The organism is Paenibacillus sp. JNU01 (assembly GCF_059130585.1).
The window spans coordinates 2,497,754-2,518,315 of the sequence record NZ_CP169723.1 but is presented as its reverse complement, the minus strand read 5'-3'; the positions used below and the strand labels follow the sequence as shown (position 1 = coordinate 2,518,315).

Genomic DNA, 20,562 nt, shown 5'->3' with positions numbered 1-20,562 from the left:
CAAACAGCAGGAACCCATCATTTGGTGAGGTATTCACATTTAAAAGGAGGGGCAAAGCCTTGAGTAAACGATTGATATCCACGTTATTAAGTGTTCTGATGGTCTTTTCCATTATTCTCCCCGCGGCTGGAGCCGCTCCCGCAGATTCATTTATTCAGCTTGAAAACTTACCGAGTACAGCCGAAGCCAAACAATGGAGAGAAATTCTTGCAGGACGGGAAGCCAAACTTGCCGCAGATCCATTTTTGGATAAAAGCCTGGAAGGCCTGGGTGGAGAGAACACCCGAGTGATCGTTGAGCTTTCCAATAAACCTGTTGCAGTAGCGCAAGGTGAATCAACCCTCTCCGGAAAATCTTTTACCTCCTCTATGGAAACAAAGGCTGTGACTCAAGTTGAGCAACAACAACAGTCATTTGTACATAGCCTCACTCAGAAGAAAATCAAACATGAAGTATTGGAAGAGTATGCATATGCCCTAAATGGTGTAGCGATTGAGCTTAAAGGAAACCAAGTGGGACAATTGCTTCAAATACCTGGCGTGGTCAGCGTATATCCTGACCTTGAAGTTACAATAGCGCCTAAGACCGATGAAGTGAACCCGTACATGAAAGACACGGCGCCTTTTATTGGTGCACCTGAAGTATGGGATCTAGGTTACAAAGGAAATGGCATCAAAGTGGGTGTCATCGATACAGGGATTGACTATGAGCATCCTAATTTGCAGGAAGCATACAAAGGCGGATGGGACTTTGTTGGTAACGACAATGATCCGTATGAAGCGACATATCAGGAATGGAAAAGTTCAGGGGAACCTGAGTTTAACGAAAGGGGAAGTGCCTTTTACACATCCCACGGTACGCACGTAGCTGGTACCATTGCTGCTCGTGAAGCAGGGGATTACGGGATTGTTGGCGTTGCTCCTGAAGCAGATATCTATGCATACCGTGTACTTGGGCCGTATGGTAGTGGTCAAACCTCGTGGGTGCTCGGCGGAATTGATCGTTCCGTTGAAGATGGCATGGATATAATTAATCTCTCTTTGGGGAATGCCGCTAACGATCCAAGTTATATTACCTCGGTAGCCCTCAATAATGCGATGTTGTCTGGTGTGACAGCAGTAGTTGCCAGTGGCAATGACGGACCCAACCGCTATACACTCGGTTCTCCGGGGGCATCTGCCATGGCCATCACTGTAGGTAACTCCACAGGCCCTAGCCAGCTTATTACAGCAGATACTCACTTCTGGATTGGTGAGGAAGGCGAAGAGACTCTGCCTGAGCAACAACCGGTGCGAGAGGTTGAATCATCTCCTGAACTGGGGACGGCATCTGGAACAGAAGAGCCTGAAGGTTCGGAGCAAGGTGTACCCGCAACTGCTACTGAAGATAGTGCAGCAGCTGTGGAGGATGTGGCCTCTGACGAAGCTGGAGTTTCAAATGTAGAAGAGGCTGCAACTGAAGAAAATGCGCCATCTGCATCACCTTCTGCACCAGTTGAAGCTTCTCCTGAAGCTGCTCCTGTGGAAGAAGAGCCTGTAATTGCTCCAACTGAAGCTCCACTGGCTGTTACAGAGTCGGTTTACCGTTTGGATGTGATGGGATGGAGCCTGTCAGCAGACCCTGAGACTGTTTTGACTGGGAAATATGAGCTTGAATTTGCAGCACTGGGTAAGCCCACTGATTTTGAAGGTAAGGATTTTACAGGCAAAGTGGCATTAATACAGCGTGGTGAACTCGCATTTGTAGAGAAAATCGCCAATGCCAAAGCGGCTGGAGCCGTGGCTGTTATTGTATATAACAACATTCCGGGCCCAATCGGTGTAAGTCTGGGCGATAACTTTGAACTCATTCCAACACTGAGCATGTCCAAGGAAGATGGAGAGGTTATCAAGGCTGAGTTGGACGCAGGCCAAGCCGTTGAAGTGAGCTTTAGTGATTTTGAACGCAGCCAAACGCCGGGTGATGAAATGAATTCATCCAGTTCACGCGGACCTGCCAAGGTAACACTGGACATCAAACCGGATATTGTTGCACCAGGTACAAGCATTCTGTCTACGATTCCTGCCTACGGCAAGGATGAGCCAGACGCAGATTACGCACAAGCTTATGACCGTAAATCAGGTACAAGTATGGCTACACCTCATGTAGCAGGATTGATTGCACTGTTGATTGAGAAGCATCCGGACTGGACGCCATTTGATATCAAAGTTGCGCTGATGAACAATAGTAAAGTGTTGGATACAACCCAATTTGATGTATTTGATCAAGGTGCTGGCCGTATTCAAGCAGTGAATACTATTGATCCTGCTGCTTTTGTCAAAGTGCTTGATGTAACTCAATATACCGAAAGTGGCGCTGTTGTTGAAAAGGAGAATATCACCGGAAGCATCAACTACGGTAATTTCCTGAGCACAGATGAAAAGACGATTACCAAAACGATTAAAGTTGAAGCGCGGAATGGCAGTGGAGGGGATTACACTGTAAATGTGAATCCAACTCGTAATGTTGCTGGTGTATCCGTTGCGGTAGACAAGAGTTCCTTCACACTGAATGGTGAGGAAGAACTTGCAGTGACAATTACCGTTCCACGAGGGGTTACTGCGACTACAGAAGCACAAGGATACATTGAGTTCTCGAACGGAACCAATACATTTACTGTGCCATATGTTGCTCATTTCAACGTTACGTTGAGTGGAGTTAAATATATTGAAACCGTAAAAGGCACTGAAAAAAATCCTTTCCACTATCCATTGAAGGCTGATGGTACGTTGGATACGCTTAATGTAGCGATGGAATTCTACAATCCGATGACATTCGCCCTGATTGAGATTTTTGATGGTCTTAATCCGGAAGGTGGATATTATCAAGATGGTTATATCGGCTCCATCTTCGGTAACTATTATAATTTCAATGCTAACGCAAGATATAATCTTGCCTGGGATGGCACATATGCGGATTACACAACCGATGAAGTAACAGAGATTCCGGATGGTTTATACACCGTTGATATCACTACTATTGGAACGGACGGCAAAACCTATAAGGAAGACACTTCGCCATTTTTGGTGAAAAAGACAGCTCCGGCTGTAACTGCACCAGAAACATTGGAGTTCAAAGCGGACGAGTCTGCTGTCCTTAATGGTAGCGTGGAAGATTTGTACTTCCGTGTTGCGCCTGCGCTTGCCAGCGGATGGGACATTGCTTTTGATGCGGCAGCTTCCCTGGAAGCAACGTATGTTGTGCGTAAAGAGGATGGTTCGGTTTATAAAGAGGGAGGCTTTGAGGTACAAGCTGATGGCACCTTTAGCCTTCCTTTGGAAGGAATAGAAGCAGGTGAGTATGCCGTTGAACTTACGGTAAAAGACCAACAAGGGCTTTCGGGTACAGCCAATACGGTACTGAAGTTGGAAGCTGTGGAGACCGAACCTGAAACTCCGGCTACCAAGGCTCCGGGTACACCTGTATTGTCTCACAATAACTGGATAGGTAACGGCCTGCCGGAGGGTTCGTATATCGTTTCCATGAACCTATGGTGGGGCGAGAACGGAACTAGCTACAAGTTATATGAGGACGGGGTTCTAATTGATACGCAGAAGTTGACTTACAACGCGCCTTGGGCGCAGTTTGCTCAGACGAAAATCACAGGCAAAGCCAATGGCACATATACGTACGTGGCTGAGCTCACTAACGACAAGGGAACAACGCGGAGTCAGACGTTGACTGTTAAGGTTACCAACGCAGCGCCAGGCAAAGCAGTGCTATCTCAGGATAACTGGGACGGCGATGGCAATTATAAGGTGACCATGAACCTGTGGTGGGGGACCAATGCTACCGAGTATCGTCTCTATGAGAATGATAAGTTGATCGACACGCAAGAACTCCGTGCGGTATCACCTCTTGCGCAAAGTGCTGTGACTAAACTGTCCGGCAAAGCATCGGGTACGTATACGTATCGGGCCGAGTTAATTAACGCAGCTGGAGTTACCAGCACAGACACGATTAAGGTAAAAGTGAAGTGAGTTCTTCCTCATTGAAACTGAGTAATTTAATGAAGGAATTGTTCTAGCATAAACGGCCTCCATCCTGATTTTCGAGGATAGAGGCCGTTTTGTTTTAATTTATTTTTTGTTAATGAATGGTATGACTAACTGATCATCCGATTTTTACTGGCTTGAAGCCCTGCGATTAATAAAGCAATGGCCAGAATGACCTGAATGAGCAACGGAAGGGTCCATCCTTTTGTCCAGTCATGAAGCATGCCGAACAGTAGAGGTCCCACTGCCGCCAGCATATATCCGAAGGACTGGGCCATACCGGACAGGCTGGCAGCTTGCCTGGCATCTTTTGAGCGAAGGACGAAGAACATGGTTACCAGTCCAAACGAACCTCCGGCACCGATTCCAGCCAATGTGACGCCGATGGTAACGAGCGAAGCGATGCCACTTAATAATAGTGCATACCCGACAATTAATGAAGAGCACGTTATCGTGGTTAGAACACGCTGATTCTGCGTTCGGCCGGCCAGGATCGGAACGATAAAGGTAGCCGGTACACTAACCATCTGCATCAAGGAGAGCATCCACCCTGCTGAAGTGGGGCTGAACCCTTGCTCGGCGAGAATTTCGGGTAGCCAGGTAATCGTCGTATAGAATATTAGAGATTGCAGACCCATAAATAAAGTAATGAACCAGGCTAGTGTAGAGGTCCTTAGACGCACGGGTGTCCCTTCGCTCTGGGAGGTAACATATAACATCTGCTTGCGTCCTGCTGCGATCTGGGGGAGCCACAAGAGAAGCGCAAGTATGGACAACAGGGCCCACATACCTAACGAAGCGCGCCAACCCATAGATGTAGATCCGGCTAGGGGCACGCTCACGCCTGAGGCGATGGCGCCAAAAATGTTCATGGATACAGAATATAATCCGGTAACGATCCCCACCCGCAATGGAAAATCACGTTTGATCAAACTTGGCAAAAGCACGTTGCTTAATGCAATGCCGCATCCCAATATTGCGGTTCCGGTATATAAAGATAGAACGGAAGGCAACAAGCGTAATGCCATTCCGATGGTCACAATGATAACAGCCAATAGCAGAGCAGATTCGAGTCCTAACCGTTTGGCAAGACGTGGTGCAAAAGGAGAGACTGCTGCAAAGGCGAGCAAAGGTAGTGAGGTCAGAAGCCCGGCCATCGTATGGCAGATACCTGTATCTGAGCGGATCATCTCCACTACAGGTCCGGTTGCTGTGATCGGTGACCTCATGGTAGCGGCGATAACGATAATGCCTGCTAATAACAGGCCGAATCTTTTGGATGTCGAAGAATGTTCTTCCTCGGCATGGAGGGACGAGTGCTGCTGTATTGAAGATGACATTGATAAAATCTCCTGTTTTCTATGAAGTTGATATGTATGGATTGTTACATTATCCACTTCGCAAGCATAACATTCCGTGTCAATATTGAGCAATGAAATGAAAAAAGCACCCACAAGAATGCGGAGCTCTGACGATCATGGGCTGACAAACCTCTAACGAATCGCAGAGGTCTTATAGTAATGGATAACCGCTATGCGCAGATTCTAATGAGCCTCAGCAACGTTAATCAGGTAATTTACTGCAATCTGAGTGAGTTAATCCGCCGGAATGGTGAAATAAGCTCTCTAAAATTCGTTAGAACTCCATGATGCTGAAATTGGGTCTAATAAAGTGTACTAGGTTCGTTAGATCTTCGATACTAACAACGATATTAAGAAATGGTGACCCATGGAATGAGCTAATGCAAACATTTTGATGAAGCGACATAGATATGTAACGAAGCGAATGCTTCCCGACGAACCGTTGGGGTTCTCATCCCCAGAACGCAAAAAAACTTCCCGAAGGAAGTTCTCTTTTTTACGTCCCAGGAGGGATTCGAACCCCCGACCGACGCCTTAGAAGGGCGTTGCTCTATCCAGCTGAGCTACTGAGACATGGATTTTTTCAAGCAAAATTGATTTTATCATATGCATACAGGAATATCAAGCATTTTATTTTAATCTGTTTTTCGTATATGATATTTGGCGGCAGTAACGTTTTTTTCATTATATTTACGGTTATGTTAGAATATCAGGAGAACTCAAAAAATAGATCGACATTCGTTTTAATATATACATCTATTTAAGTTGATTCCAACTGGAGATTCAGGATATAGAGGAGGTGCTCCCATTAAGGAATCCACGACCCCGGAAACCGAGCATAACAACAATATTGTGCTGTTTCCTAAGACGCTGGACTATTACCAGATTCAATTGACAGTTATGCTTGAAAATGAACGGTATGGTGAAGCGATGAAATTGCTTCACTTTTTGCTGCAATGTCAGGGACAGGAAGAGCGCCATTATGATGAATGGCGGGCCCTGCTCGAATGGCTTCAGGCGGCGTTCCCTCAATATGAAGAAACCTCGCCTGCCATTCTTGAAGAACGGGAAGAGGAAGAAGAGATCAGTGAGGATGACATGGCACGGCATCATGCTCGAATGAAGCTTGAACAGGATGATGGATATGCAGATAAGATGCTTCGTACTGTAATGGAGGAGCCGCTATCCGAACAGACGATGCTGGCCTTGGAGCAGCTGGCCTATCTGGATCTACCGAAGATTGACGAGGCACTTACCCATTGGTTAAAAGACAAGACGCTTCACCCTTTGCTTCAATTTCGGGTGTTGCAAACCTTGCGTCGCCGAGGTGTTCAAGGTATGATCCAGTTTACGAGAGGCGAAGAGCAGGTTGAAGTCGAGATCGATACGGTGCCTCTTAAACCAGAGGAATTCCCGCTTCAAATTGTTCAGATTCTGGAACGAGTGGCAGATCAGACGGAGGTTCACGAACCTACGCTCTTTTACTTTGCCCAGGAACTGTGGATACAATATGTCATGGCGGTGTATGGAACCCGCGATTATATATCGATGCTGGAAGAAAATGATTCCATGACAGATATATGGGCAGCAGCCCTACATATGACCGTTGCAGACAGTCTAGGTGGTTCGCATGATGAGGAGAATACACGCTCAATGTATGCTGTGACAGGGGCGATGCGCTTTCGACTCGAGCAGGCTTATCGTTCCATGAAACAGTTTGTATCTGCCGGTTTGGACGGGTAATCGAGGCCGGAAACGTTTTCCTTAAACTCTATCAAGGGATTCCCCTTGAAAAAGAATCTAATCTTGTTTATACTAAAATGGTTATTTTGTACGTGATTGCCTACGTGAACATGTGAATTTTGGAGGGGAAAGTATACAATGAAAGCAACTTGGGAAAAGATAGAGAAGAACCTTGGGGTTCTTGAGGTTGAAGTGGATGCGGATCGTGTAACCGCAGCACTCGACAAAGCTTTTAATAAAGTGGTTAAACAAGCAAACGTACCTGGATTCCGTAAAGGTAAAGTACCACGTTCCATCTTCGAAGCACGTTTTGGTGTAGAGAGTCTTTATCAAGAAGCAATCGACATTTTGCTTCCTGAAGCTTATACAGAAGCAATCGACCAAACGGATATCTTCCCGGTTGATCGTCCTGACGTAGATGTTGAACAATTCGCTAAAGGACAAACATTCAAGTTCAAAGCGAAAGTAACTGTGAAACCTGAAGTGACTCTGGGTGAGTACAAAGGAATCGAAGTTGCTGTAGCAAAAGGTGAAGTAACTGAAGCAGACGTGACTGAAGAACTTGAGCGTCTTCAACAACGTCACGCTGAACTCGTTGTACTTGACGAAGGTTCAGCTGCTAACGGCGACGTTGCAGTAATCGACTTCGACGGTTCCGTTGATGGCGTACCTTTCGAAGGTGGACAAGCTGAGCGTTATTCCCTGGAACTGGGTTCCAACACATTCATTCCTGGATTTGAAGAGCAAGTTGTGGGTCTGTCCACAGGTGACTTCAAAGACGTTGAAGTGACTTTCCCAGAGAGCTACCATGCAGCAGAACTTGCTGGCAAACAAGCGGTATTCAAAGTGAAAATTCACGAAATCAAGCGCAAACAGCTTCCTGCATTGGATGATGAGTTTGCTAAAGATGTTAGCGAATTTGACACGCTTGAAGAGTACAAAGCTGACCTGAAAACACAATTGGAATCCCGTAAAGCAGACGAAGCCAAAGCTGCACAAGAAAATGCAGTTGTAGAAAAAGTGGCTGAGAACGCTGAAGTGGACATTCCGGCTGCAATGGTTGACAGCGAAGTACAAAACATGATGCGTGATTTCGACAACCGTCTGCGTAACCAAGGTATGAACCTTGAAATGTTCCTGAGCTTCTCTGGCCAGACTCAAGCTGACCTGAGAGGACAAATGCAAGAAGATGCTTCCAAACGTGTTCGCAACAACCTGGTGCTTGAAGCTGTAGGTAAAGCGGAGAACGTTGAAGTATCTGATGAAGAAGTGAATCAAGAACTCGAGAAAATGGCTGAATCTTACAAGCGTCCTGCTGAAGAGATCCGTGGCATCCTCGAAGGTAATGGTTCCCTGGACAGCCTTCGCGATGAAGTGAAACTGCGTAAAACGATTGACGTTCTTGTTGAGAACAGCACAGTTGTTGAACCAGTTGAAGCTCCGGCTGAAGAAGTTGTTGCAGAAGCTGACGAAAAATAAGACAAGCTGTGATCAACTTGTCAGTTGAATAAACGATAAGGCACGTGAATTATTGCGTGCCTTATTTTTAAATTATTACATCCATTTTATAGAAAATGAAGTAATTATATGGATGTAAACTAATTTTACTGATCTGTGTACACTTTTTACATACCTATGTACTTCAAGCAAATAAAAAACGGCAAGACGGCATAGGATGGCTTCAATTTGCACATACATAGAAAACATGGTTAAATATGATCAGGCTAAAAAAAGTAATCAAACTGATATCTGACCCCTCTTGTGAAAAATGACATTGTCACAGGAAAGTGTTAGAATGAATTTGGGTTTGCTTTACAGGTGGCCTATGTCTAATTACATGTAGAAAAGAGGTTGGTCTCATGAGTCTGGTGCCAATGGTTATAGAACAAACCAATCGAGGCGAGCGGTCTTACGATATATATTCACGTTTGCTGAAAGATCGCATTATCTTTCTAACCAGTGCGATTGATGACGATGTAGCCAATCTTGTCATAGCACAGCTTTTGTTTTTGGCAGCCGACGATCCTGAAAAGGATATCAGCTTGTACATTAACTCACCTGGTGGTTCTGTCACCGCAGGGATGGGTATATACGATACGATGCAATTTATCAAGCCGGATGTATCTACCATTTGCGTAGGGATGGCAGCAAGCATGGGCTCGTTATTGCTAACAGCCGGTGCACCTGGCAAGAGATATGCGCTGACGAACAGTGAAGTAATGATTCATCAGCCACTTGGCGGTATTCAAGGACAGGCTGCGGATATTAAGATACACGCAGAATGGATTATTAAAACACGTCAGAAACTGAATCAAATATACGTCGATCGTACGGGTCAACCTCTTGAGAAAATTGAGCGGGATACAGACCGTGACTTCTTCATGAGCGCTGAAGAAGCTAAGACGTACGGCATTATTGACCAGGTGCTCAGTAGACCGATCAATTCCTAAAGGGGTGGTTTCATGTTTAAATTTAACGATGAGAAAGGGCAACTGAAATGCTCTTTTTGCGGTAAATCTCAGGAGCAGGTACGTAAGCTGGTCGCCGGACCAGGCGTGTACATTTGTGATGAATGTATCGAACTTTGCACCGAAATCGTTGAGGAAGAACTCGGTCATGATGAAGAAATAGACCTGAAAGATATTCCGAAACCAAAAGAAATTCGTAATATTCTGGATCAATATGTTATTGGACAGGAACAAGCGAAAAAATCATTGTCTGTTGCGGTGTATAATCACTACAAACGGATCAATACCCAAAGCAAGATCGAAGACGTTGAATTGTCGAAGAGTAACATTTTGCTGTTAGGACCTACGGGTTCTGGTAAAACGTTGCTTGCACAAACGATGGCAAAAATTTTGAATGTACCTTTTGCGATTGCGGATGCTACGTCATTAACAGAAGCAGGTTATGTGGGTGAGGATGTAGAGAACATCCTGCTCAAACTGATCCAGGCTGCTGATTATGATGTGGAAAAAGCAGAGCGTGGCATTATTTATATCGATGAGATTGATAAAGTAGCGCGTAAATCTGAAAACCCATCCATCACTCGTGATGTCTCGGGCGAAGGTGTGCAACAGGCTCTCTTGAAAATTCTTGAAGGAACTGTGGCTTCTGTACCACCACAAGGTGGCCGCAAACATCCTCATCAAGAATTCATTCAGATCGATACAACGAACATTCTGTTCATCTGCGGCGGTGCCTTTGATGGTCTGGAGCAAATGATCAAACGCCGTATCGGTAAAAAAGTCATTGGCTTCAATACCGTTTCCGAGCAAAAAGATCTGAAACCAGGCGAATACCTGGGCATGGTATTGCCGGAAGATTTGCTGAAATTTGGTCTGATTCCGGAGTTTGTAGGCCGTCTGCCAGTCATCTCCACTTTGGAGCCGCTGGATGAAGATACGTTGGTACGGATTCTTTCCGAACCAAAAAATGCGCTTACCAAACAGTACCAAAAACTGCTTGAGCTGGATAATGTGAATCTGGTATTTGAACCAGCTGCATTGCTTGCGATTGCCAAAGAAGCAATTAAACGTAACACAGGTGCACGTGGATTACGTGCCATCATTGAAGGGATCATGCTTGAAATCATGTATGAAGTGCCTTCACGTGAAGATGTTACGAATTGTGTCATTACCGAAGAAGTGGTTGAGAAAAGAGTTGTGCCTGAACTAAGCCAATCGAAGGACGATAAGCAGGAAGAAAGCGCCTAATGAAGGCCTGAATCCCGTTGAACTCTGAAATATAGACTTGTCAGTTCTCCACTTTGGCAGAAGGCGAATTCATGTCTCTGTCAGGGTGGAGCTTTGACGTTGTGGGGAGAGAAATCACTCATGTATTTAAGACAGGATACACGTCCCGTGAAAGTGGGAAACGTAACGATCGGTGGCAGTAACGAAGTCATTATCCAAAGTATGTGTACAACCAAAACGGCAGATGTTGAAGCAACGGTTGCAGAGATTCTGCGACTGGAAGAAGCGGGCTGTCAAGTGGTACGTGTCACGGTGAATAACGAGGAAGCTGCCGCAGCCATCAAGGAAATTAAAAAACGCATTAATATACCGCTCGTAGCGGACATTCATTTTAACTATAAGCTGGCTTTGCTTGCGATTGAGAACGGTATTGATAAAGTACGGATTAATCCAGGTAACATCGGTAAACGTTCCAAAGTGGAAGAAGTCGTGAAAGCATGTAAAGAACGCGGTATTCCAATTCGGATCGGGGTAAATGCGGGGTCTCTGGAAAACCACCTTCTTGAGAAGTATGGGTATCCTACGGCTGATGCTATGGTAGAAAGTGCATTGTATCACATTGGTATTCTGGAAGAGCTTGATTTCCACGATATCATCGTGTCTCTCAAAGCATCGGATGTGCCGATGGCCATTGAGGCATATACCAAAGCAGCTCAGATTATTCCGTATCCGCTGCACCTCGGGATTACCGAAGCAGGTACACTCTTCTCTGGTACGATCAAAAGCTCTGCAGGTATGGGAGCCTTGTTGTCCATGGGTATTGGTTCTACGATGCGGATCTCACTGAGTGCGGACCCGGTAGAAGAAATCAAGGTTGCTCGTGATCTGCTCAAAACATTTGGACTCATTACGAATGCAGCCACATTGATCTCTTGCCCAACATGTGGACGTTTGGATATCGACCTGTTCTCCATCGCCAACGAAGTGGAAGAGTATATCTCCAAACTTAAGGTACCGATTAAAGTATCGGTATTGGGTTGTGCGGTTAATGGTCCAGGTGAGGCCAAAGAAGCGGATATCGGGATTGCTGGTGCTCGTGGAGAAGGTCTCTTGTTCCGTCATGGCAAGATGATCCGTAAAGTGCCTGAAGAAATCATGGTTGAGGAATTGAAAAAAGAGATCGACAAAATCGTCGAAGCTTACGAAGAGACAGGTGTTATTCCTGGTCGTTCGCACTGATTGATTCATATCCTGTCACAACAAAAGCTCGCCAGCAATGGCGAGCTTTTTATATTCTCGTCTACAAATTCCGCATTGCCCGTTTACGTCTCGTTGAAAAGGCTATACTACCAAGTATTAGCATGATCTCATATGAGAATAGGGACAGAAGGAGGATGTTGAGACATGGGTGATTTCGGAATGTTCATAATGTTGATTCAGTTATTTTTTGGAGTGGTGATTGGTTTGTATTTCTGGAACCTGCTGCGTGGCCAGAAAACCAACCGCAGTGCTGTTGAGCGTGAATCTCGCAAGGAACTGGAGAAACTGCGCAAGCTGCGCTCGATCTCACTCACCAAGCCGCTGTCGGAGAAGACGCGTCCAGCTACCATTAATGATATTGTTGGGCAAAAAGACGGGCTTCGTGCCCTTAAAGCTGCATTATGCAGTGCGAATCCGCAACATGTTATCATTTATGGCCCTCCCGGAGTCGGGAAGACAGCTGCCGCAAGGGTTGTGCTGGAAGAGGCGAAGAAGAATCCGTCTTCCCCTTTCAAACCAGACGCGAAATTCACCGAGCTGGATGCAACAACAGCCCGTTTTGATGAGCGTGGTATTGCGGACCCCTTAATTGGTTCGGTTCATGATCCGATATATCAGGGAGCAGGAGCCATGGGCGTTGCAGGTATTCCCCAACCGAAACCGGGGGCTGTGACCAAAGCGCATGGGGGAATGCTTTTTATTGATGAAATTGGTGAATTGCATTCGATTCAGATGAATAAGCTGTTGAAAGTGTTGGAGGATCGCAAGGTGTTTTTGGAGAGTGCGTACTATAACTCGGAAGACACGCATACTCCTGCTTATATCCACGATATTTTTCAAAATGGCCTGCCAGCCGATTTCCGCCTTGTTGGAGCAACGACACGTTCCCCTCATGAACTGCCACCGGCCTTGCGTTCGCGCTGCATGGAAGTTTATTTCCGTCCTTTGTTGCCTGAAGAAATTGGACGAATTGCAGAAGATGCTGTTCAGAAAATAGGGTTCAGTCCGTGTCCGGAAGCCGTTGAGGTGGTCAAGCGATATGCAACCAACGGACGTGAAGCGGTCAATATCATCCAGCTGGCTGCTGGACTTGCGCTGACAGAGAAGCGTGAGACGCTTCAAGCTTCCGATGTAGAGTGGGTGGCTGGTAGCAGTCAGATTCAGCCACGGCCTGACCGGAAGGTCCCTTCACAGCCTCAGGTGGGGTTTGTTAACGGCTTGGCGGTATACGGACCGAATATGGGAACCATTTTGGAAATTGAAGTGTCTGCTGTTCCGGCTCTTAAAGATCAAGGCCGAATTAACATTACAGGCGTTGTGGATGAAGAAGAGATTGGAGGCGGTTCGCGTACACTCCGGCGGAAAAGTATGGCTAAAGGCTCGGTTGAAAATGTGTTAACCGTATTAAAAGCCATGGGTATTCGTCCGAATGATTACGATTTACACGTGAATTTCCCAGGTGGGACGCCTATTGATGGTCCATCAGCCGGAATTGCTATGGCGACTGCCATTACATCAGCCATTCAGGGACGTCCTGTGGATCATGAGACAGCGATGACTGGCGAGATCAGTATTCATGGTCGGGTCAAGCCAATTGGTGGCGTGCTGGCCAAGGTGGAGGCTGCTTTTCAGGCGGGAGCGAAGACGGTTATTATTCCCGCCGAGAACTGGCAGTCCATTTTCGAGAACTTGGATGGCTTGCGCGTTATTCCGGTAGATACGGTACAGGACGTATTCCGTGAAGTGTTCGCCTGGGTTCCGGAACAACAGATGGAACAGACGAAGCTTGCAGAGGAGACAGTTACCCCTGCACCGGAGATTTTTCCACCGGCATCTGCTTCCTATTTGCGTGCTGACGTGCCTCGTCCAGGACAGGTTACAGATTCGGGAAGCTGCTAAACGCTTCCCTTCATTGGTTTTTTATGTGAACATTTGATAGAATAATGAATGACTACAACCTGAGAGCCATTGGAGGTGCGAAAGCGATGGGACCGAGCAAAGCGAAAGGTCGTCGTTTTCCTTTACTGCCTTTAAGAGGACTTCTCGTCTACCCGAGTATGGTACTGCATCTCGATGTGGGCCGGGAGAAATCGGTCAAGGCTTTAGAAAAAGCGATGGTAGAAGAACATCTGATTCTCCTATGTTCCCAAGCCGAAGTAAATATTGAAGAACCAACACAAGAAGACATTTTCAGAATCGGAACCGTGGCCAAGGTCAGACAGATGCTGAAGCTTCCGAATGGTACGATTCGTGTACTCGTGGAAGGCTTGGAACGGGCTGAAATTATTGAATATACGGACAACGAGGAATATTATGAAGTACTGGCAAAAGAGCTGCCTGAAGAGGAGAATACCCATCCGGAGACGGATGCCTTGATGCGTACCGTTCTGAACCAGTTCGAGAATTATATTAATCTGTCCAAAAAAGTGACGCCAGAGACACTTGCTGCGGTGTCTGACATCGAAGAACCAGGGCGTTTGGCCGATGTCATCACGAGTCACCTGTCCTTGAAGATCAAGGATAAACAGGAAATTCTGGAGACCATCGACGTTCGGGAACGTCTGGAGAAATTGCTGGATATCCTGAACAATGAGCGTGAAGTGCTGGAGCTTGAACGCAAGATCAGCCAACGTGTGAAGAAACAGATGGAGAAAACGCAGAAGGAATATTATTTGCGTGAGCAGATGAAAGCAATCCAGAAAGAACTGGGTGAAAAAGAAGGCCGAGCGGGTGAAGTTGAGGAACTTCGCACGCAGATGGAAGAACTCGGCTTGCCGGACAAGGTGAAAGAAAAGGTTGAGAAAGAAATTGATCGACTGGAGAAAATGCCTGCAAGCTCAGCCGAGGGCGGAGTCATCCGCAACTATGTGGATTGGCTGCTTGGCCTTCCTTGGAGCCAGATGACAGCAGATGATCTGGATATCCAAAAAGCCGAGGATGTGCTCAATGCAGATCATTACGGATTGGAAAAGCCCAAAGAACGTGTGCTTGAATATCTGGCGGTCCAGAAGCTCGTCAAGAAGCTTAAAGGGCCAATTCTCTGCCTGGTTGGACCTCCAGGGGTCGGTAAAACATCACTTGCCCGTTCGATCGCGAGATCGCTGGGACGGGAGTTTGTCAGAATCTCTCTTGGCGGCGTGCGCGATGAAGCCGAGATTCGTGGACACCGACGCACCTATGTAGGAGCCATGCCTGGTCGTATCATTCAGGGAATGAAAACGGCGGGTTCACTTAATCCGGTATTCCTGCTCGACGAGATTGATAAGATGGCTTCAGATTTCCGCGGAGACCCTTCTGCAGCGTTACTTGAGGTCCTTGATCCGGAACAGAATAATACGTTTAGTGATCACTTTGTAGAATTGCCGTTTGACTTATCCAACGTTATGTTTATAACAACTGCCAATACGGTACACAATATTCCGCGTCCATTGCTGGATCGGATGGAAATGCTCAACATCCCTGGTTACACGGAGCTGGAGAAGCTGCAAATTGCGAAAAACTATTTGTTGCCCAAACAGAAGCAGGACCATGGTCTGGAAGAAGAGCAACTGGAAATCCCGGATGACGCGTTGTTGCGTGTAATTCGTGAATATACACGGGAGTCAGGTGTACGTAATCTGGAACAGCAGATGGCTTCGTTGTGCCGGAAAGCTGCCAAAAATATCGTGTCTGGTGTAGAAGGTCAGATTAACATCACATCAGATGAGATCAAAGACTATCTTGGACCTGGCAAGTTCCGTTATGGCATGGCCGAACTGGAAGATCAGATTGGTACCGTAACGGGTCTGGCGTGGACTGAAGTTGGCGGAGATACCCTTGTCATTGAAGTGACTGTTGTGCCTGGAACAGGTAAATTGACCCTTACAGGTAAACTGGGGGATGTCATGAAGGAATCGGCACAAGCCGCATTCAGTTACACACGTTCCAAAGCTACGCAGCTTGGGATTGCGCCTGATTTCCATGAGAAGAACGATATTCATATCCACGTTCCGGAAGGAGCGATTCCGAAGGATGGTCCATCTGCCGGGATTACGATGGCAACAGCGTTAATCTCAGCTCTGACGAACAAACATGTATCCAAGGATATCGCCATGACTGGTGAAATAACATTGCGTGGACGTGTGTTGCCAATTGGTGGTTTGAAAGAGAAATCACTGGCAGCCCATCGTGCAGGTTATAAAAAAATATTATTGCCTAAGGATAACGAACGGGATCTGCGTGACATTCCAGACAGCATCAAGGAAGATGTGGAGTTTGTCCCGGTCGCCCATATGGATCAGGTATTGCAGCATGCGCTTGTTGAGCAGGCAGGAATCCACCTGTAATCCACGTATCCGAAAGGTTCGTATGAAGAGTAGACCGTTCTGCGGAGGCTTCGGCGTCCGCTGGAACGGTTTTTTTGGTATGATAGAACAATCCATGGCATAATAACTTCAACAGGTTATGCATAGCAAAGGCGTTCAAGAGAGGAAAGATACAATATGAAAGTAAATCAATCTGAATTTATTATCAGTGCCGTTCGGCCTGAACAATACCCAGAGGACGGTCTGCCAGAGATTGCGTTGGCGGGTCGATCCAATGTGGGAAAATCTTCCTTGATCAACCGTTTGATCAATCGTAAAAATCTGGCTCGGACGAGTGCGACACCAGGTAAAACACAGCAGCTGAACTATTATAAAATTAATCAGGATCTCTACTTCGTCGATTTCCCGGGATATGGTTACGCCAAGGTTTCCAAAGAGCAGCGCTTTGCCTGGGGTAAAATGATGGAGAAATACCTGCTCGGACGCGAGGAATTGAAACTGGTTATGCAGATGGTGGATATGAGACATGAGCCATCCAAGGAAGATAAGATGATGAATGAATGGCTTCGTCACAATGGATTGCCTTTGGTTGTCGTAGCAACCAAGATGGACAAGATTCCCAAAACACGTAGAGCCAAACATATCAAAGTTATTAAGGAATCACTGGGTCTTCGTTCAGGGGATTTGTTTGTGCCGTTTTCATCCGAAGAGGGATTGGGGAAAGAGGAGTTATGGGACATCATTACCCGCCATGCCCGCATAGATAAGTATGCACCAGTGCTGGATGCAGAGGGTACTGCTGAAGAGGAAGAAAACAACGAAATTAACGGATAACCGAGATAGTATACAGTTTTAGTGTGGGAAAGTGAGCATGTTAAGTGAATCTTGGATGAGATCAAGATTAATCCGGTTATTTATGGGATTTCGTGAGAATTCATCATCTGGGTCTGGAGAAATATAGCGTTAAGGTAGTGTATAATGAGCATAGGTGCATGTTGCCAACAGTACCCAAAACACCGGCTTCGCCGGCCTGAAGAATTTTGAGATTACTGCTACAGTGCAGGAAGGCAAAACAATCGGGAAAGAATTGAGGAGATTTGTATGGCTCAGCGGTTAGCCACAGAGTATGTTAAGGCCACTATGAAATTGTCAGAACCCCAGATGCATCAGTTTTTGCGCATGACGGAAGACGGCCGACTCCATCATCGGGTTAAGGTGTTGGACAATGGATGTCAGGAGGTTGTGTTGGGGGATGTAAGTGGAGAAGAGGTTCATTTCCCTTTTGACCGCATAGAAGGATTTTATATCTGTGAGTTATCTTGCCGCCTGGTGAATCTGCATCTGACCAATGTTGTCCGGAAGCTCTTTATGACTTTTAAGGGTGACGGGGTCGTTCATCGAATCTATAAAGGGTTCACCATGACGTATGTTTATGCTCAAGGCACTGTCCGTAAAATTGTGGAGAAAACCGGGGAGAATACCCGAGTGATCTATGAATACAAAAATACGTTGCTCGAATTGCAACATCTGTTCCTGGCCAGAGATGTAGAACGCGAAATCAACCGTGTGTATGCCGAGATTGATTCACTGCTGGACACTAGAAAAGATGCGACTGCTGATCAGCTTCATCAGATTGATGAGACTCTTGTTCGTTATCAAAAACGGTTGTTTGAGCTTGAAGCTTATTAACCTGAAAGTGTATGTCTATACACGTATAAAAATGTAATGAATTCCCTTGTATCTTCCGGGTCTTGGCACTTGCCAATGCGGAGGTTTCAGGGGGATTTTTTGTTGTAGGGTCAAATCATCCCGAATGAAAATATTTATTTTACAATCTTCTGGAAAAGGGTTGATTTCACTCGGATTCAATGTTATTTTTAATCTCGTTGAAAACAATATAGGAACCAGGATTCACTCAGGACATTATATGTTGCGAGAGATTTTTCCCTCGGGAAGTGAATGACGTAGGTCCTAGCGGATGAAATTTTTCAAACATTTTATTCCTAGGAAGGGGGAACCGAAGGGTGGAATATTCAACTTTCGGAAGACACGTTGCTGTTGATACTTGGGGTGTCGACTTTAATCTACTGAACAATGCGGAGTACTTGCAAGCCCAAATGGTTGAAGCAGCGGAGGCATGTGGTGCGACAGTAATGTCCGTGCAGTCCAAGCAGTTTGACCCACAGGGAGCGACCGTTCTTGTACTCTTGTCGGAGAGTCACCTCTCCATTCATACGTATCCTGAGAGAGGTTTTGCAGCAATTGATTGTTACACTTGCGGGGATACCGTTGACCCACAGTTGGCCATTGACTACCTGGTATCCGTATTAAAGCCGGAAAAAACGTATGCAAAGAAGCTGGTACGTGGATTGGGCGAATTGCAAGTTGAAACACCAGAGATGAACAAACATTCAGAATGGGTTTAAATAAATAGTATATTGCATACACAATGTTCACATATCGGGATGGACGCATAACCTCCCAAACTTTAATAGCCATGGAATCATTCCATGGCTATTTGTTTTAAATGTCCATATCATTATGAATATTCATAATCGACACTTTTTAACGCATAACGGGGAACTTTGGTGAGACACTACAATAAATGACAGTGCATATGATGATGAACATGGGGATTTCATAAACATTTCATAAAAATGACCCGGTCACGGCTATGATGTGTGATATAATTAACCATGTCAATCATAAATGGATAGACATATGCAGTAAGCACTTTGATTGGAAATTTATTAGGCAGGTGAACTTGCAATGCACATCGTTGTCGTTGGTTTGAATTATCGCACGGCGCCTGTAGAGGTTAGGGAACGATTCACATTTGCAGAAAAGGACTTGTCTGAAGCGCTGCAGCAGCTCAAGCTGACCAAGAGTGTATTGGAAGGTGTAATCGTAGCCACATGTAACCGTACCGAGTTGTATGTTGTGGTGGACCGTCTTCACATGTGTGGTTATTTTATTCGAACATTCATGGAACAATGGTTTAATGTACCACGGGAAGAATTTACGCAACACTTATATATATATGAAGATGACCAAGCCATGCGCCATTTGTTCCGTGTGATCTGCGGACTTGATTCCATGGTCATTGGTGAGACTCAGATACTTGGACAGGTGAAACAGGCTTTTCTTAAAGCTCAGGAAGAGAAATCAACAGGTACCTGGTTTAATATGCTGTTCAAACAGGCAGTTACACTGGGCAAACGGGCCCATTCGGAGACCTCCATCGGGGAGAGCGCCGTATCTGTCAGTTATGCTGCTGTTGAGCTTGGTAAGAGGATTTTTGGCATGTTCACAGATAAGAAGGTGCTCATATTGGGTGCCGGCAAGATGAGTGAACTAACCGTGAAACATCTCTATGCCAACGGGGCATCCGAAGTCATCGTGGCAAATCGTACGCTCGCAAGAGCCGAAGAGTTGGCAGCCAAGTTCCGGGGCACACCTTGTACGATGGAACAAGCATTAGATCGTCTTAATGAAGTGGACATTGTGATTAGTTCTACTGGAGCTGAACGTTATGTCATGGATGCGGCAGTGGTACGGGAGAGCATGAAGCGTCGTCAATCCCGTCCATTGTTCCTGATTGATATTGCGGTTCCACGGGATATTGATCCGGCGATTGCTGAGTTATCCAACGTATATCTCTATGACATTGATGATCTGGAAGGAATCGTGGAGAGCAACCTGGAGATGCGTAAGGTGGAAGCTGCCAAGATTGAGAGAATGATTGAGCTTGAGATGGAAGATTATTACCATTGGCTCAAAACGTTGGGTGTTCGTCCCGTTATTCGCGCTTTGCAGGAAAAAGGTGTCTCCATTCATGAAGAAACGATGGATAGCCTGTTTAATAAACTGCCTGAGCTTGATGAACATCAGCGTAAAGTCATTCGTCGTTTGACCAAGAGTATTGTGAATCAAATGACGACAGATCCGATTAATCGGATTAAGGAAATGGCAGGAACGAAGCAAGGTGATGAAGCTCTGCGCATGTTTACTCAGATTTTCGCTTTGGAAAATGCAGTGGAGATGGCCGCTGAAAAAGTGAGTCAGAGTGACGCCACAGCTCTGGCTAAACCAGCCGCTCACCTTAACGAAAACCGGCAAGACCCCGTGCCGGCTTATGCTCCGGCAGGCGTATAAGGCGGGTGGG

13 protein-coding genes and 1 tRNA gene are annotated in these 20,562 nt (G+C 46.0%); 12 read left to right on the top strand and 2 right to left on the bottom strand.

Features of this window, described 5'->3' with window-relative positions; all coding sequences use genetic code 11:
* The first annotated feature begins 59 nt into the window (after positions 1–59).
* On the top strand, positions 60–4,019 hold the full coding sequence (locus NLBNIHML_RS10940; RefSeq protein WP_494354361.1) for a S8 family serine peptidase: 3,960 nt from the start codon (positions 60–62) through the stop codon (positions 4,017–4,019).
* A gap of 125 nt (positions 4,020–4,144) precedes the next feature.
* On the opposite strand, the gene NLBNIHML_RS10935 is transcribed toward NLBNIHML_RS10940, so the two are convergent.
* On the bottom strand, positions 4,145–5,374 hold the full coding sequence (locus NLBNIHML_RS10935; protein ID WP_494354360.1) for a CynX/NimT family MFS transporter: 1,230 nt from the start codon (positions 5,372–5,374) through the stop codon (positions 4,145–4,147).
* A gap of 520 nt (positions 5,375–5,894) precedes the next feature.
* Positions 5,895–5,968 (bottom strand) — tRNA-Arg (locus tag NLBNIHML_RS10930).
* A gap of 234 nt (positions 5,969–6,202) precedes the next feature.
* Between NLBNIHML_RS10930 and NLBNIHML_RS10925 the strand changes: the two genes are divergently transcribed.
* From NLBNIHML_RS10925 to hemA, 11 genes are all read left to right on the top strand, one after another.
* On the top strand, positions 6,203–7,138 hold the full coding sequence (locus NLBNIHML_RS10925) for a hypothetical protein (RefSeq protein WP_445252843.1): 936 nt from the start codon (positions 6,203–6,205) through the stop codon (positions 7,136–7,138).
* Between the two features lie 138 nt (positions 7,139–7,276).
* Positions 7,277–8,617, top strand: coding sequence for a trigger factor (tig, locus tag NLBNIHML_RS10920; RefSeq protein WP_494354359.1), 1,341 nt, complete (start codon positions 7,277–7,279; stop codon positions 8,615–8,617).
* 380 nt (positions 8,618–8,997) lie between these two features.
* The gene (gene clpP, locus NLBNIHML_RS10915) at positions 8,998–9,588 is read left to right on the top strand and encodes an ATP-dependent Clp endopeptidase proteolytic subunit ClpP (protein ID WP_036605886.1); all 591 of its coding nucleotides are present in this window, start codon (positions 8,998–9,000) and stop codon (positions 9,586–9,588) included.
* Positions 9,589–9,600: 12 nt separating this feature from the next.
* Positions 9,601–10,854, top strand: a complete 1,254-nt coding sequence (clpX, locus tag NLBNIHML_RS10910) for an ATP-dependent protease ATP-binding subunit ClpX (RefSeq protein WP_253440333.1) — start codon at positions 9,601–9,603, stop codon at positions 10,852–10,854.
* 120 nt (positions 10,855–10,974) lie between these two features.
* A complete protein-coding gene (ispG, locus tag NLBNIHML_RS10905; RefSeq protein ID WP_339237119.1) occupies positions 10,975–12,072 on the top strand; it encodes a flavodoxin-dependent (E)-4-hydroxy-3-methylbut-2-enyl-diphosphate synthase in 1,098 nt (365 codons plus the stop codon).
* A 165-nt stretch (positions 12,073–12,237) separates the two neighbouring features.
* Entirely contained in the window at positions 12,238–13,992 is a 1,755-nt protein-coding gene (gene lonB / locus NLBNIHML_RS10900) for an ATP-dependent protease LonB (protein WP_494354358.1), read from the top strand.
* 86 nt (positions 13,993–14,078) lie between these two features.
* Positions 14,079–16,418 carry an endopeptidase La gene (lon, locus tag NLBNIHML_RS10895; protein WP_339305988.1) on the top strand — a complete coding sequence of 780 codons (2,340 nt, stop codon included), beginning with the start codon at positions 14,079–14,081 and terminating at the stop codon, positions 16,416–16,418.
* A 156-nt stretch (positions 16,419–16,574) separates the two neighbouring features.
* Entirely contained in the window at positions 16,575–17,231 is a 657-nt protein-coding gene (gene yihA / locus NLBNIHML_RS10890) for a ribosome biogenesis GTP-binding protein YihA/YsxC (protein WP_339237111.1), read from the top strand.
* A gap of 267 nt (positions 17,232–17,498) precedes the next feature.
* Positions 17,499–18,086: a non-ribosomal peptide synthetase module gene (locus NLBNIHML_RS10885; RefSeq protein WP_339237109.1), complete on the top strand. Its 588-nt coding sequence runs from the start codon at positions 17,499–17,501 to the stop codon at positions 18,084–18,086.
* 335 nt (positions 18,087–18,421) lie between these two features.
* Entirely contained in the window at positions 18,422–18,823 is a 402-nt protein-coding gene (gene speD / locus NLBNIHML_RS10880) for an adenosylmethionine decarboxylase (protein ID WP_339237107.1), read from the top strand.
* 343 nt (positions 18,824–19,166) lie between these two features.
* Complete coding sequence (hemA, locus tag NLBNIHML_RS10875; protein ID WP_339237104.1) at positions 19,167–20,552, top strand: glutamyl-tRNA reductase; 1,386 nt, start codon at positions 19,167–19,169, stop codon at positions 20,550–20,552.
* Positions 20,553–20,562 lie beyond the last annotated feature (10 nt).